The sequence below is a fragment of the Mesorhizobium hawassense genome, assembly GCF_003289945.1.
Lineage (GTDB): Bacteria > Pseudomonadota > Alphaproteobacteria > Rhizobiales > Rhizobiaceae > Mesorhizobium > Mesorhizobium hawassense.
Map to the genome: position 1 here is coordinate 1 of NZ_QMBP01000030.1, position 14,954 is coordinate 14,954.

At 59.7% G+C, this 14,954-nt stretch carries 17 protein-coding genes and 1 pseudogene; 3 read left to right on the forward strand and 15 right to left on the reverse strand.

The window, feature by feature from the left end; all coding sequences use genetic code 11:
- The coding region (locus tag DPM33_RS33575) for a transposase (RefSeq protein ID WP_245442633.1) at positions 1-297 on the forward strand (297 nt) is incomplete at its 5' end.
- Between the two features lie 278 nt (positions 298-575).
- On the opposite strand, the pseudogene DPM33_RS33580 reads toward DPM33_RS33575, so the two are convergent.
- The 15 genes and pseudogenes from DPM33_RS33580 to DPM33_RS33650 all read right to left on the reverse strand — a co-directional run.
- Positions 576-875, reverse strand: a pseudogene (locus DPM33_RS33580) (transposase domain-containing protein); the annotation flags it as partial.
- 193 nt (positions 876-1,068) lie between these two features.
- Entirely contained in the window at positions 1,069-1,953 is an 885-nt protein-coding gene (locus DPM33_RS33585; RefSeq protein ID WP_112101655.1) for an SIR2 family protein, read from the reverse strand.
- Positions 1,954-1,995: 42 nt separating this feature from the next.
- Positions 1,996-2,208, reverse strand: coding sequence for a putative nitrogen fixation protein NifT (gene nifT / locus DPM33_RS33590; RefSeq protein ID WP_112101656.1), 213 nt, complete (start codon positions 2,206-2,208; stop codon positions 1,996-1,998).
- A gap of 15 nt (positions 2,209-2,223) precedes the next feature.
- Entirely contained in the window at positions 2,224-2,574 is a 351-nt protein-coding gene (locus DPM33_RS33595) for a nitrogen fixation protein NifZ (protein ID WP_425373610.1), read from the reverse strand.
- A gap of 39 nt (positions 2,575-2,613) precedes the next feature.
- Positions 2,614-2,808 carry a 4Fe-4S binding protein gene (locus DPM33_RS33600; protein ID WP_112101657.1) on the reverse strand — a complete coding sequence of 65 codons (195 nt, stop codon included), beginning with the start codon at positions 2,806-2,808 and terminating at the stop codon, positions 2,614-2,616.
- Positions 2,809-2,841: 33 nt separating this feature from the next.
- Complete coding sequence (gene nifB / locus DPM33_RS33605; RefSeq protein WP_112101658.1) at positions 2,842-4,323, reverse strand: nitrogenase cofactor biosynthesis protein NifB; 1,482 nt, start codon at positions 4,321-4,323, stop codon at positions 2,842-2,844.
- A 216-nt stretch (positions 4,324-4,539) separates the two neighbouring features.
- The gene (gene nifA / locus DPM33_RS33610) at positions 4,540-6,228 is read right to left on the reverse strand and encodes a nif-specific transcriptional activator NifA (RefSeq protein WP_245442635.1); all 1,689 of its coding nucleotides are present in this window, start codon (positions 6,226-6,228) and stop codon (positions 4,540-4,542) included.
- Between the two features lie 228 nt (positions 6,229-6,456).
- The gene (locus DPM33_RS33615) at positions 6,457-6,750 is read right to left on the reverse strand and encodes a ferredoxin family protein (RefSeq protein WP_112101660.1); all 294 of its coding nucleotides are present in this window, start codon (positions 6,748-6,750) and stop codon (positions 6,457-6,459) included.
- Positions 6,751-6,759: 9 nt separating this feature from the next.
- Positions 6,760-8,067: an FAD-binding protein gene (locus tag DPM33_RS33620; protein WP_112101661.1), complete on the reverse strand. Its 1,308-nt coding sequence runs from the start codon at positions 8,065-8,067 to the stop codon at positions 6,760-6,762.
- 10 nt (positions 8,068-8,077) lie between these two features.
- Entirely contained in the window at positions 8,078-9,187 is a 1,110-nt protein-coding gene (locus DPM33_RS33625) for an electron transfer flavoprotein subunit alpha/FixB family protein (protein ID WP_112101662.1), read from the reverse strand.
- A 15-nt stretch (positions 9,188-9,202) separates the two neighbouring features.
- On the reverse strand, positions 9,203-10,054 hold the full coding sequence (locus DPM33_RS33630) for an electron transfer flavoprotein subunit beta/FixA family protein (RefSeq protein WP_112101663.1): 852 nt from the start codon (positions 10,052-10,054) through the stop codon (positions 9,203-9,205).
- 189 nt (positions 10,055-10,243) lie between these two features.
- Positions 10,244-10,624 (reverse strand): nitrogenase stabilizing/protective protein NifW, encoded by a 381-nt coding sequence (gene nifW, locus DPM33_RS33635; protein WP_112101664.1) that lies wholly within the window; start codon positions 10,622-10,624, stop codon positions 10,244-10,246.
- On the reverse strand, positions 10,621-11,598 hold the full coding sequence (locus DPM33_RS33640) for a homocitrate synthase/isopropylmalate synthase family protein (protein WP_245442637.1): 978 nt from the start codon (positions 11,596-11,598) through the stop codon (positions 10,621-10,623). Before DPM33_RS33640 ends, nifW begins: the two co-directional genes overlap by 4 nt.
- Positions 11,595-12,812, reverse strand: a complete 1,218-nt coding sequence (gene nifS / locus DPM33_RS33645) for a cysteine desulfurase NifS (protein WP_112101665.1) — start codon at positions 12,810-12,812, stop codon at positions 11,595-11,597. The genes DPM33_RS33640 and nifS overlap by 4 nt, the downstream gene beginning before the upstream one ends.
- A 15-nt stretch (positions 12,813-12,827) precedes the next feature.
- Complete coding sequence (locus DPM33_RS33650) at positions 12,828-13,148, reverse strand: iron-sulfur cluster assembly accessory protein (RefSeq protein WP_112101666.1); 321 nt, start codon at positions 13,146-13,148, stop codon at positions 12,828-12,830.
- A 228-nt stretch (positions 13,149-13,376) separates the two neighbouring features.
- Between DPM33_RS33650 and DPM33_RS36520 the strand changes: the two genes are divergently transcribed.
- Positions 13,377-13,733, forward strand: coding sequence for a hypothetical protein (locus DPM33_RS36520; protein WP_167449300.1), 357 nt, complete (start codon positions 13,377-13,379; stop codon positions 13,731-13,733).
- Positions 13,734-13,764: 31 nt separating this feature from the next.
- A complete protein-coding gene (locus tag DPM33_RS33655) occupies positions 13,765-14,826 on the forward strand; it encodes a hemin-degrading factor (RefSeq protein ID WP_112101667.1) in 1,062 nt (353 codons plus the stop codon).
- The last annotated feature ends 128 nt before the right edge of the window (positions 14,827-14,954 follow it).

The window sequence follows — 14,954 nt, forward strand, 5'->3', positions numbered from 1 at the left end:
GCCCCTGTGCGGCCCGGTCGAAAAATATACTCCGAGCAGGAGCGTGCCCAAAAGCTCGCTCAAATTGAAAAGTCGGTCAACGGCGGGGCCACCCTCAAGAGCGCCGTAAAGCAGGCCGGCACCTCCGAACAGACCTATTATCAATGGAAGAAGAAGGCACGGCTGCCTGCCACAGCAGGTGACGATCTCAAGGACCTGGTTGCGCTCGAAGAAGAAAACAAGCGCCTGAAGAACATGCTTGCGGAACGTCTACGCAAGGAGAACGCGGAATTGAAGAAAAGACTCGGACTGCAATAGCACAGTCCAGGCGAAGGTCTTTTGGGTCCGAGCGTCATTCGCCCTGAAGCTGACGGCTTGCTGCGGACATCAATCCGGTCCACCACCCCTGTTCAGGGTCGCCTTGAGTGGTGACGACCTATTTCCGAAGCTTAACAGCGGAGTATTCCCGCCTCTCGGCTAGATGGCTCGACCGCCTAGCACGCTCGGGCGAACGATCAGCGTCACGCGGCGCGTGATTTGCTGTCCATGCAAGCGAGGCTTGCAACAACCGATCGCTTTCAGACGGACGCGCCTGATCAGACTGCAGCGGCTTCGGCTAAGTTGAAGGGCAGCAGGTCGGTGATATCAGTATCGACAGCGCGTTGAGGCAATCTCGGTGAGAACGTGGCGCAACCATGCGAGCGGCTCTACGCGTGAGGCGCGGCAGGTTAGCACCAAGCTGTAGACGATGGCGCTGGCCTTGGCTCCGTCGATGGTACCGCTGAACTCTTCCGGTCGGTGGCAAAGGTTCTGATATCGCGTTCGAGAACATTGTTGTCGGTCGGCATGCTGCCGTCCTGGGTGTAGCGCGTCAGGTAATCCCTCTGGTTCAGGGTGTTGCTGGCGAAAGCGGCGGATGCGGTGATCTCGCGTTTCGCCGTCGTCGGCGATTTCGTTGCGCGCCTGCCTTACGCTGCGGATAGCTCTACTGTCGGGGGTGCATTCCAGTGACATTGGGCTGTTTGGAGGGCCTTGAGGTTCGCTACTCCCCCGTCAAAACCCATGACATGCAAAGCTGGCCATCATCTGCTAGACGCCTGTCCCAACCAGTTGAGCCGCGGCTTCGTCTACCGGCATGTCGAGGACCGTGATTGCGTTTGATGCAAGGAAGTGGCGTTCGTTTTTGGTCAGCGTTGCCGAATCAATAACCGCGAAGTGCGGGCCGCTTGAGCGCTTGATGATCTGTCTGGCGTAGGTGCGCAGCATATGGTCGTCAAACCGGCAGCCGAAGAAGAAGAAGCCGCGCTTGGTACGCCGTTCCTTCACGGCTCGAGGGATCGGAGTCTGGATATCGATTTCGGTTAAGACTTCGACGTAATCCGAATCCGCGATAAGGAAGTTTGCCGCCGGCTTGATGCTGCCGTGCGGCGTATAGAGGACCGTCGTCGCCGCCGTATCTGGTTGGAGTTCCGTTCCAGACAAATCGTACGTTTTCGTCCAAACGTCGCCAATTGCGTGCGCCCGCGTGACGCCTTGAATTTCGACGACATCAGTGCGGCCAGTGTCCATGAGGGCCGCGCGCGTGGCGCCGTCGTACCAGCTATCGACGATCAGCGAGAGGGGAAGTGTCGCGAGCCAGGCATGGAAAACGGTCGGCGCCACCGGCCCAGCGAATATCTCAGTCATCCAGGCTTGGAGCGTCCGCCGATGCCGGCGCTGCTCGATGAATTGAGCGACCGACCACATATTGTTGCGAATCTTGGAAGGAGCGGGCGCCCGCGCGTTGAATGCCGCGGCAACGGCTTGCGGCGTGTGCGGTACCGGTGATTCCCCGTACCTAAGCCGAAGCAGGTCGGGACCCAGATATGGGATGATCTCATCGGCGCAGAGAGCCCGCTTCAGTAGTTTAAGCTGCTTTGCGGCATGACTATCCCGATTGATGATGAGATGACCCAAGGCCAAGATCTTATTCATGCTCGTGTCCCGTTGACGCTCCCAGGTTGCCGACCTGCGGCATCAATCCTCGGCGGAAATCTTTCTTGCCTCGACCGTGATCGGCAAAGGTGTATCTCGCGGAAGGTCGGGCAGGACGAGCCGCCAGCCGTTCCTGAGCGTTATAGACCCTCCCCATAGCTCTTCATTCTCGACGCCGATGATCGGCTCTTCGAGATCCTTCTTGGGCACATACGCCGATAGGCCGGCCTTGGTCTTGCGGATCATAACCTTCATCGGGCTGTTCCCTTGTTAGTGACCACAAGTGATTTCGGCACAAGAATCCTCGGATTTGTCGAGGCTGATCAGTTCGTGGGCGCGCATGCCAACGACGGTGCCGCGATCGAACCATTCGACCGCATAGATATAGAACTGCTGGAGAAAGGTGCCGATGTCGCGCACATAGCCTTCATCGCCCTTCCGCACGAGGTTTGCGCCTATCTCGCTACCGGGAAAGGTTCCGTCATTCTTTATGTGCCGTATGGCACGGACCCGCTCGCCCGGCATAAATCGTGGAGGCTTACGGATCTCGACCTCCTGTTCGCGTCCGAGGCCCACCCCTTCATTCCTTTCTCGCGGCTGCAGTTCGGTAAAGGAGGTCATGGCCTGCTTCACCCCGAGCGAGCCGCTAACCCGTGGAGGTTAGGCGGGAATGCAAGTCCCCGGCACCGGGCATACCGAGGCGCATTGCTGGGTATCGAAGGCCTCCTTGCATTCGGTGCACTGCTCCGGATCGATCACGTAAATCTCGCCCTTGAATTTGATCGCACTCGATGGACATTCGAACTCGCAGGCGCCGCATTGCGTGCATTGCGAGGCGATGATCTTGAGGGCCATTTTCCAACTCCTGATTCGGTTAGGACGAGACGCTCAAGCCGTCGCCGCCAGTGGTTCGCTCCCAAACTCGGCGGCGTAAAGCGCGCCGATAGCGGTCTCGATGTAGTCGTAGCCATAAAGATCCATTACCCGGATTCCAGCTTCCGCGAGCTGATCCTTGGGGCAATCTCCGATCTTGAGGCACAGCACGATGTCGACGCCTTTGAGCGCAGCTATGACGCCATCGAGGGTGGCGTCCGCGCCTCTGCCGCCGAGGCAATACTGCTCGACTTTGCGATGCCCGATGAAGCTGATCCCCTTCTGAGAGGCTTCATAAACCTGGAATTCCTTCGAATGGCCGAAATGTTCGTTGATCCGGCCGCCGCCCTTGGTCGCCACAGCGATGTGAAGCGATTTGCCGGAACCCGCTGCCTTGACCGTCGCGACTGCTTGGCTTTTGGCTACCACGTGATCGCCGCGCTCGCGCGCGACCACCTCCCGATACACCTTGCGTTTGCTGGCGTCGTAGGTGATCTCGTCCGAAATCTGGCTGATCGTGAACTCCTGGCCACGGTCCTCGCCAAGCAGGCCGACGGCGTCGGCCCGGCACTGCCGGCAATGGCGCATCAGCTTGGCCCCACCTTCGAGGCGATCCTGAAGTGTCTTCAATTCCAACGCCGTTGGGCCGCGCTGCCCGGTTAGGCCGAAATGCGTACCGTGCGCGGGGTCGGAAATGAGCGGCATGACATTATGCAGGAACGCGCCGCGCTCCTTAACCCATTTGCTGACCTCGATCAGGTGTTCGTCGTTGACGCCGGGGATCATTACCGAATTGATCTTGGTGAGGATGCCGCGCGCGGTCAGCATCTCCAGGCCCAACATCTGCCGCTTGTGCAGGATCCTGGCAGCGTCGATGCCGGTGTGGCGGCGATGGTTGTAAAAGATCCAGGGGTAGATCTTTGCGCCGATTTTGGGGTCGACCATGTTGATTGTGATTGTCACGTGATCGACATTCATATCGGTAAGCTCGGCAACATGATCCGGCAGTGCGAGCCCGTTGGTGGAGACGCACAGCTTGATGTCGCGGATTTCCCTGGCCACGCGTTCGAAAGTTGCCTTCGTCTTCTTCCAGTCGTAACAGGCGTCGCCCGGCCCGGCGATGCCGAGCACGGAAAGCTGTGGCACTTCGTTGGCAACCGCGATCACCTTGCGTCGTGCCTGGTCTGGAGTCAGCTTTTCCGAGACGACCCCGGGCCGGCTTTCATTGGCACAGTCATATTTGCGATTGCAGTAGTTGCACTGGATGTTGCAGGCTGGCGCGACCGCGACATGCATGCGCGCGAAATAATGGTGCGCCTCTTCGGAATAGCATGGATGGTCCCTGATCTTCTCCCAGACAGCAGAGTCGATCTCGTCCGGCTTTGCGGACGAGCCGCAGGATGAAGATGCGCAGCCGGTGGATTTCGCGGTCGCCAGCAACCGGTCGAAGGATTTGGTTCTGACCAAACTCTCAAGCGAAATCGTCGATAAAGACATGAACGGCTCCGTTCCTGGGTGGGGCGTCGCAGTTCAAAGCGCAAGAGTTGTGCCAGCTCAAGAAAGCGGTTTCACTTCAATATGTCGGCTTTCATGTGCGATTCCGCATGTTCGTTACGTCACATTTTTGTCGGACTTGCGACTGACCGGCGAGTGGCATCTGCAAGGTCCCACTCACAGACCTTGAGGAAGCCTGACGTTTGACGTCGCGGGCGTTTAGAACTTCTTCACCTCGATGCCGTGTCGACGCAGGGCATAGCCGACTTGCCGCGGCGTGAGGCCGAGGATACGACCAGCCTTGGCCTGAACCCAGCCGGCCTTCTGCATCGCGTCGATCAGCCGGTCGCGATCGATCACTCGCATGCCGGTTGCACCCCAGGCAGGATCGCTCGAATCGCGGGCATTGACGGGCACCTCCTCGCCCTCGGAGGCGCCGATGCGCCTGGCTCCCAGCGGCGAGCCAACCGGCATCCTGTTGCGGCCGAACTCATCGCCGGCATTGCTGTCATTTGAACGGTCGGCTCCTTTCCAGAGGAGGGAAGACAGGCACTGGCTATTCTGGCAGGCGAAATCTGAAGTGGCGATGGTGCTTGAACGCGCAAGCGTGGCCGTCCTTCGCACGCAGTTTTCCAGCTCACGGACGTTGCCAGGGAAGTAGCATTGCGAGATCAGGTCAAGCCCCGACGGCGCGAAGGCGAGCTTGCGATGGTTCTCGCTATTGAATCGCTCGAGGAAGGCCTGCGCAAGGCGTGGAATATCGCCGGGTCGCTCTCTGAGCGGTGGCAGCATGATTGGCACCACATTGATGCGGTAGTAAAGGTCGGCCCTGAACTCTCCGTTCACGACAGCCGTCTCGAGGTCCTTGTTTGTGGCGCATATGAGCCGGACGTCGACCGTTAGTGTCCTGGTGCCGCCGACGCGCTCCAACTCGCCTTCCTGCAAGACGCGCAACAGCTTTGCCTGAAAAGCAGGCGAGATCTCGCCGATTTCGTCAAGCAGCAGGGTTCCGCCATTCGCCAATTCGAAACGGCCGGCGCGCTGCGAGACAGCCCCGGTGAAGGCGCCTTTTTCATGCCCAAACAACTCCGATTCCAGAACGCTTTCAGGCAGTGCGGCACAGTTCAGTTTGACAAACGCCTTCTTGCTGCGAGGCGAAAGCTTATGGATTGCCTGTGCAAAAAATTCCTTGCCGGTGCCGCTTTCACCGCGCAAAAGCACGGTGGAATTGGTCCTTGCTACGACTGCGACGGTTTCAAGCACCTGCTTGAGTGCGGGACTTTCCCCGATGATCCCATCGATTTTGACATGCGAATGCCGGGCAGGGCGGGTCTGCTTCTCGTCGACCGATTTCTCTGCTCTCCGTCCCTCATCAAGCCGCTGACGATCTGAACCCAGGATGCGATGCAGGCGGATGGTCCGGCCGACGAGGTTGGCGACCATCGTCAGGAAGCGTACGTCTTCATCGCAACGCATGCTCGCGGCGCCGTCCCTGACACAGTCGATCGAGAGTGTACCGAGAATTTCCTCCTCAGCCTCTATTGGCACTCCGATAAAGGTAACCGGCATGTGGGTGCCACTCAAAGCCGTTTGGAGACCAGCCTGAAATAGTTCGGACTTGCTCACATCGTGTATGACGAGCGGCGCCCCCGTAGCGACGATCCGATCCACCACGGCCTGCGGTATGACACGGCGCCAGTCTGATTGAGGCGCGTGATTGTTGCCGGCAGTTGCGACAATCTCCAGCTCCCCGTCCGCGTCCAGGGCGACCATTGCTCCATGACGCATTTGCAGAAACGAGGAGAGAATGTTCACGACATTAGCAAGCGTGATCTCCAGCCGCGTGGGAGCGGTCAGGATCTCGGATATCTCGTAGATTCCCCTGAGCGGGATGTTCGCCGCGTGCATGTTTGTATTAGGTGGCCGGGTGTTGCGAGGCCCTATCTCATCCACCCGATCCCGCATTATTTGAGCCATCGAAAACACCTCAGGGGTTGCAGGGGTGCTCCTCCCAAAGCGCCTTTTTGTATTTCGACCCGCGAGGCCTCAGTATTAACGAGCCGCTGTTCAATTGCAAGTTGTCAGGTTGCAATTGCAGGTGTCGGCACGCTTTTGGCAATGGCGCGCGTGCGCAGGTCATCCGAACTTGAAGAGGACACCGAAGCCGCCGCGCGGATAATTCCACTCGATCTCACCACTGGCCTCGCACAGTACCCGACAGGTGCCGCACTCCATGCAGCCGTCGGCGATGATCTCCACTTGGCCCTCGTCAGTCAATTCGTAACATTGGGCCGGGCAGACACGGGTCAACGCGAGCAGGTTAGAGCTAGGCTTCTGGTGCGGCCGCACTTTAATATGTGGGCGCCCCGAATCGACCAGGTAGCGGTTCTGGTAGAGCTTCTCCTCAATGCGTGATGCTGCGATTGTCATATCGTCCTCCTAGCGCCAGGCGAATGCGAGGCGGACCACGTCGCTCACCAGCCCCCAGCGCGAACGCGCCTTGATGAAGGCAGCTGTGGTCGCCTTTTCCTTATCGATTTTCGGGGTGCCGTCGACCCGCATAAAGTTCTGAGCCGCCTGAGACATCAATTGTGGGTAGGTCGTGAAGAAATTTTGGGAATTGGTGTGGAGCAGGGCCGGCATGTCCTTGTATTTCTTCAGATCTTTGATCACGAAGGACTTCTCCAGCATGGTTTTGTAGAGCGCCAGGTTCTGTTTAGTCATGGGACGCGTGCGGCTCTTGACCTGCACGATTGCCTCAGCGGCGATGCGACCGGACGTCATGGCAAGGTTCGAACCCTCGCGGTGGACGGCGTTATTCAACTGCGCAGCATCGCCGACCACCACCCAACCGTCGCCAAAAAGCTGCGGAATCGCCTTGTAGCCACCTTCGGGAATGAGATGCGCGGCATATTCTTTCACCTCTGAGCCGGCGATCAGGGGCCGGATCGAAGGATGACTTTTTAACGCATCGAGTATGACGTATGGGCTCTCCATCATCGAAGCGAAATCCGAAACGAGGCAGCCGATGCCCAGTGAGATCGATTCCTTGTTGGTGTAAAGGAAGCCAAGCCCGGCCATGCTGCGGGAGATTGTACCGACTGCCTCGATCACGCAGCCTTCACCGGCCTTGAGGCCGAACCGCTGCTCTATGACCTCTTCAGGCAGGAAATGCATTTCCTTGACGGCGAGCGCCACGGATTTCGGCTTCGGCATCTCGCGAAGCCGGGCGCGCGTGCCAAGCAGTCCGGAGACACCTTCTGCAAGAACGACAACGTCAGCGAGAATCTCTCCGCCGGTCCGGTCGGTGCGGACGCCGATCACCTTGTCCTTGGTATCGCGGACGAGTTCCGTCACGGTCGTCTCGCACAGAACGGTCGCGCCAGCCTCGCGCACCTTACGTGAAAACCATTTGTCGAACTGGGCGCGGATGATCGTATAGCGGTTGGGCTTCGCCTCGTTGAAGTCGTCCGATCGATAGTGAATCCCGGTGTGGGAAGTGTCGTCCATGATCCAAAGCCGCTGTTCAACCAAATGGCGCTCGAGAGGCGCATCATCCCGGAAATCCGGGATGATCTTCTCCAGCATGTTCGCGTACATGATTGCTCCCTGAACGTTCTTGGAGCCCGGGTATTCACCTCGCTCCAATTGCAGCACGTTCAGGCCCTGGCTTGCCATTGTGTAAGCAGCTGCGTTTCCGGACATGCCGGCCCCAACAACAATGGCGTCGAATTTTTCCTCGATCATGTCCATCTCCCTAGCTCGCAAGCTTATCGCGACTGTGGGGCGACAGACGCCGGGTGAAGGCCTCCGTCAGTGCAGGCAGGAAGCGGATCGCATCGGTGACGATCCCGAGGTGGGCGAAATCGAAAATCGGCGCCTTCGGGTCGGTGTTGATAGCCACGATGAGATCCGCTCCTTCGACGCCAACCCGGTGCTGGATGGCGCCGGAAATTCCAGCCGCTATGTAAAGCTTCGGCCGGATGGTCTTGCCTGTTTGGCCGATCTGCCGATCAGCCGACAGCCAGCCCTTCTGGACCAACGGGCGCGAACAGCCATGCTCGGCACCAATTGCCCGCGCGAGATCCTTCACAAGCTGCAGGTTCTCCGCCGCGCCTAGACCGAGACCTCCCGCAACCACAACGTCGGCGTAAGCAAGATTGGCCTTTCCAGACTGGCTATCCGGCAGGAAGCCGAGGATTTTGGTGACGATGTCATCCTCGACTACCGATAGCTGATGCCGGATGACACGCCCGACCGGCCTGTCCATACGCTGCGGCATGGGCATGACCCGCGGTCGGACTGTCGCCATCTGCGGCCGGTAATTGAGCGTATAGATCGTGCACAGCAAGGAACCGCCGAAAGTCGGACGCGTCGCGGCGAGCGAACCGTCGGCATCGACGTCGAGTTCTGTGCAGTCGGCCGTGAGCCCTGTCTGCAAGGTGGTCGCCACCGATCCGGCAAGATCCCTGCCGAGTGTGGTCGCCCCCAGAAGCAGGATCTCGGGTTTGTGGGTGTCAACCAGATCCGTCATCGCCTTGGTGAAAGGCTCGTTCCGATAGTCGGCAAGCAGCGCCGCCTCGACGTAGTAGACAAGATCGGCGCCATAAGCGAACGCCTCGGCTACCGCAGACTGGTTGGTCTCTTCCGGCGCTCCGATCACGATCCCGGCAAGCTCGACGCCAAGCTTGTCGGCGAGCTTGCGGCCCTCACCGAGCAGTTCGAATGATACGGGATGGACCTGACCGCGCTCAAGCTCGATAAAAACCCAGACGTGGCGATAGTCCTTGAAACGCTCAGGCAGCTCCTTCTTTGTGCCGGCACGGCCGGAGGCAGGGCGAGGGGCTTCTCGATTCGCTGTCGACATCGTCTCTCCTTGCCGTCATTCGCCGCCGTTGAAGGCGAGTTCCTGTTCCAGCGCTGGCTGGCGGGCTAAGATTGCGGCGATAAGTTCGTCAGCGAGATCACGCAAACTCCTCTCGGGGGTGTCGATAAGTGCCGCCTTTTCCGCCCGCGCTGTAGGGGCGAAAACGCGCTTGACGACCGTCGGCGAGCCGCGCAGGCCGCATCTGGTGAGGTCATCAATTCCGGCGTCGGCCGCACTCCACTTCAGGACCTGGCTTCGTGCGGCGGACAGGACGTCCTCGAGCGAGCCCCGACGGATCTCATTTGTGCCTTCCAGCATGGTGATGAGACAAGGGAGCCTGCTCTTCAGCATCTGCGTGCCGCCTTCACAGCGGCGCTCGACCTTGATCTCGTGCGCAGCGAGGTCAACGAAGGGGATCTTCGCGACATAGGTGAGTTGCATGAGATCGAGGCGCTTGGCGATGCCGGGCCCGACCTGGGCGGTGTCGCCATCGATCGTCTGCTTGCCGGTGAAGACGATGTCTGGCGTGCCGAACGTCTCGCCAACCTTCGCGATTGCCTGGGAAAGAGCGAAGGATGTCGCCAGCGTGTCCGAGCCGGCGAAATAGCGATCAGTCAACAGCACAGCGCGGTCGGCGCCGTAACCGAGCGTCTTGCGCAACGCGTCCTCCGCCATGGGCGGGCCCATAGTGAGCACGGTGACCTCGCCGCCGTAAGTGTCACGCAGTCTAAGTGCCTCTTCGAGGGCGAATAGGTCGTAAGGATTGATGATGGTAGGCACACCCTGGCGCATGATCGTGTTTGTAACGGGATGGACCCGTATCTGTGCCGAGTCCGGCACCTGCTTGATGCAGACTACAATGTGCATTGGCGGTCTCTTTGGGCTTCTATCCGGATGCGGGTCTGGCAGTTGATCTCGTTGGCAGCATTATTTGTGCCAACTGTTTTTTTGCGTCCCTCCTATTCATCGAGACGCGTCGGGTTCCTTCCAGGGTCGCGTTCATGACGACCCGTTGTGTAGGCTTCTCGACATTGTCGCGTCGCAACCATGTCGCGCTCACTCTTTCGCGAACCGTTTCATTACGGACTCGAATGGGACGAAGGTGCGGCCTGGCGTGGCAGGCTTGCTCGGATCGTGGTCTTTGAGCACCTTGAAGATCCTGTGCTTAAGCGGCGAGGAAGTCGCGAAGTCCTCGTAAGCGCGTTGCAGCGTAGCACGCACCCGCGCGGCGACCACCTGGTCGGGCAGATCGGATAGATCTTCTTCGGCAAGGTATTGGCCCACGCGCTTCAAGATATGAAGCCGTGAGACATTCAGCACCTTTGGATCATAAGAGACCCCAAGGATCGCGAAGAACTCCTCTGCGGCCGACAGGCCCTTCAGTCGCGCGAGGATGTCGGTAACGTCGATGGGGCGGCCGTCAGCGGAACAATTCATCGCATTCTCCCTTGTCGGACACTGTGGTGTCGCCGTGTTCGTCGCCCAGCTGGCCTGAACCGGCGACATCCGCGAAGCGTGCCTCGCTGCACATTCCATCGTAGATCTCGACCAGTTGAGTTGCTGTCACGCGATTTGACCTCGGCCGCCTTGCGGCGGACGCGAGCCACGATTGCGGCCGCCAAATCCGGGTCGAGATCGCGACCGCTTTCGCTCAGCACACGGGCAATCGAGGTGGCGCCAGAATGCTTACCGATGACGATACGCCGGCAGCGGCCCACGAGTGCCGGGTCGAGCCCCTGATAGGCGCGCGAGTCCTTCAGCAGCCCTGCGACGTGAGTGCCGGATTCGTGGGTGAAAACATCGGCGCCGACGACCGGCTTGATAGTCGCCGTCTGCCGGCGGGAGGCTTCAGACTTCGCCATGAGCTGGGCGACAAGTTCGAAAGTCGAGAACGGGTCGAGAATGCCGACCGTGTCGGCCAGCCTAACGCGGCTTGCGCCGGCGCGCGCAGCCGTTTCGATGACGCGGGCAAGAAGATCCCGATCGGCTCGCGAGGCATCCTCGCAGCCCACAGCGACGAAGAAGCCACTAGCGGCAGCCCGCCTGACCATATCCTCAATGACCTGGAGCGCTCCCGCCTGATCGAGGCCGAGCTTGGCGGCAAGTTGAATGTCCGATGCAGGCAGCGATAGATTGACGGCGCCGATGCCGCTCTCAATCGCTGCGTCGAGATCCCTCGCCTTCATCCGGCACCAGGCCGTGAGCCGAACCGGGAGACGCCGCTCGACCGCCGCGCGAATTGTTTCGATCTCGTCGGAGCCCATGATCGGCGTGCCGATCTCGATCTCCGGGACGCCGGCGGCCACAAGAGACTCGGCGAGCTCCAGCTTTTCCGCCGTCGTAAAGGCGACACCGGGCGCCTGCTCGCCGTCGCGCAAGGTCGTGTCGTTGAGAAAGACATCACGGCTCATGAACGGCAGCCTGTTCTTTTTCCGCTCAGGCAAAGATCGGATCGAACGCCTTCGGGACTTCGCCCACGTGGCCGAGAACCGGTAGAGCCACGCAGCTTCTCCACGATTGCCGGCATGACCTCAAGCACCCGCTCGACGTCTTCTTCGTTGTTGTCGCGCGCAAACGAGAATCGAACTGCCCCATGTGGCACTTTCATCGCGCTCAGGACGTGGCTGGGGTCCATTGAGCCGGAGGTGCAGGCGGAGCCGGATGAACAGGCGATGCCCACGCGGTTCAGCAGATGTGGGATTCCATCACTTTCGGTATGTTCAAAGGAGATGTTTGCGGTGTTTGGCAACCGCTCCATCGGATCGCCAGTGACACAGGTGTTTGGGATGCGCTGGAGGATCCCGTCCTCCAGGCGGTCGCGCAGCGACTTTACCCGTGTGGTCGCGTCGTCCAAGAATTTCAAAGCGAGTTCGGCCGCCGTGCCGAGCCCGACTATGCCGGGCGTGTTCTCGGTACCGGCACGCCGGTCGTGCTGTTGGTGTCCTCCCTTGATCATCGAGCGGAAGTGCACGCCACGCCTTATCCAAAGTGCGCCGATCCCTTTGGGGCCATGAAGCTTGTGGCCGGAGAGCGACATCATGTCGATAGCGGTCGATTTCAGGTCCATTGGAAGCTTGCCGACCACCTGCACCGCATCGGTATGGAAAAGGGCGCCGATTTCCTTGGCCAACTCGGCAAGCTTGGCCACGGGAAAGATCGTACCAGTCTCGTTGTTCGCCCACATTACCGAGACGATTGCCACACGGGGCGAGAGAGCTGCCTTGTAGGCGTCGAGGTCAAGCCGGCCACGACGATCCACCGGGATCCTGTGGACTTTGACGCGGCGAACCTGCTCAAGATGCGCGCACAGCGTCAGCACGGCGGGATGCTCCACCACCGATGTCACGATCTCGGTTCTGTCGGGCGTGACCTCGAGCGCCGAAAGGATCGCTGCATTGTCGCTTTCTGTTCCACCCGAGGTGAAGGTGATCTCGTCGTCGAACTGCGCTCCGATCAGGGCCTGCAACTGCCGCCGCGCCTTCTTCATCGCCGCACCGACTGAGGCGCCAAACGCGTGCGCTGACGAAGGGTTGCCGAATTGATCTGTGAAGTACGGCAACATCGCTTCCACAACGTCAGGATCGACCCGTGTCGTTGCGTTGTTGTCGAGGTAGACAGGCCTCATACGAACAGTCCTCAGCTAACTGAAGGACTTGCCGCAGCCGCACTTGTCCCGCGCGTTGGGGTTGTCGAAGACAAAGCCGGAAGAGTCGAGCCCGGTGACGAAGTCGACCGTCATGCCGGCGACATGCGGCTGGGAGTCTGCGTCCACATACAGCTTGAACCCATCTGTCTCCGTGATCACATCGCCCTGGCGCGAGACGCTCTCCAGGCCCATCATGTATTTGAACCCGGCGCAGCCGCCGGTCTGGACCATAATGCGAAGGCCCTCCGCTTGCTCGCTGGCGCTGGAAAGAGCGGTTTTGACGGCGGCTACAGCATTGTCGGTGAGCGTGATCATGGCAAGACTTATCCTCAATCCGTGACGTCTTTGCGGATCACGTTGCAGAGACCATGCCAAAGAGGAAAAGGCCGCTTTAACACGGCGCGATCCCTCTAGAGGCGCTATCAATCTTGTGCGCCATTGTTGGCAAGACGTCGGGCAACCGACATGCATTGTCGGGTTTGTCGGGTACGTCACACAAAGTGTCCGGCCTCGGTTCCCACTGAACTCTCACATAAATCACTGATGAGTGTGCGGAACATTGTTTTGCGCTTGTTCAGGCGAACTGGCACGACTTTTGAAACGCCTATTGGCGATGCGGCAAATGGCGATGCGGCAAAAACCGCCGAGACGACAATCATGCTGCGAGTGCCCTCGCGATCGATCGAATGGAGCAAGCCACATGTCAGGGCTTCGGCAACATGTCAGGGCTGGGTCAGAACCGCTCTGCGCGGGTGGAATCGGGTCCTCGCCGCTCAGACGACACGCCCGGTTCGATGGTCACGCACTCTCGCCAGCAGCACCCTGTTCGTGAACGAGCACGAGGTCGGCATCGAGCACCACGCTGCGCTCACTCGACCGACCATCCGGCAGCGCAGCTGATCCTTAACAAGCAGATGAAGGTCGTTAACACATGGACCAGCGCGAGAGACCATCGCCGCACGAAATCCGGCGGGCGCAGCAAGACAATCCGAAGATCCGTGAGCACGATCTCGCCGCCCGGCTGGGCATTTCGGAGGCGGAACTGGTCGCCGCGCATTGCGGTCTCAGCGCGGTTCGTGTCGAGCCGCGCGTCAATGATGTGCTGACCGGCCTCGAAACGGTTGGCGAGGTGATGGCGCTGACCCGCAATGAGAGTGCCATGCACGAAAAGATCGGTGTTTACGACAAGGTAGTCACCGGCAACAAGCATGCTCTGGTGCTCGGCGACGACATCGACTTGCGTGTCTTCCCGAAAGTTTGGGCGCATGGCTTTGCCGTCGAGAAGCGCAATGGCGAGGACATCAGCCGTAGCCTGCAATTCTTTGATGCTGCAGGCAAAGCGATGCACAAGGTGCAACTCGGGGCCGCCTCAGACCTCGATGCTTATCGGAAGCTGGTGGTCCAGCTGGAATCCTGCAACCAGGCGCCGATCGTAGCTGTCAAGGCGAGCCAAGTCGACGATGACTCAGAGGTTCCCGACCAAGCAGCCGCGGTGGAGGATCTACGCGAGCACTGGAGCCAGCTGACCAACGTGCATCAGTTCTTCGGAATGTTGAAGACACTGAAGCTCAGCCGCTGCGATGCGGTCCGAATGGTCGGCGAGAATTACGCTTGGGCGCTCGATAAGGACGCCATTGGTGCAATGTTCCAACAAGCGGCCGAAGACGAGATGCCGATTATGTGCTTTGTCGGCAATCGTGGCTGCATCCAGATCCATTCCGGTCCGGTCAAGTTGATCAAAACAATCGGCCCGTGGATCAATGTGCTCGACGAGACCTTCCACCTCCATCTGGGGACCCATCACATCTGCGAGGTCTGGGCCGTTCGCAAGCCGACGAAGGACGGTCACGTCACCTCGCTCGAAGCCTACGGCGCCGACGGCAAAATGATCATACAGTTCTTCGGCAAGCGCCACGAAGGCGAAGGCGAGCGGGAGGACTGGCGGTTCCTGGCCGAAACCTTGCCCCGCATTCCCGGTCCGACCGCTGCATGAGGTAAGAGCCATTTCATGTTGTTTTCCGCTTACCCTAGGCCCTTGCGCTGAGGCGGCTGGACACTATTCTAGGGGGCTCGGCCTTCAACAAGCTGACGGACTGAGAGAGCGGCAGGACGCAGTCGAGG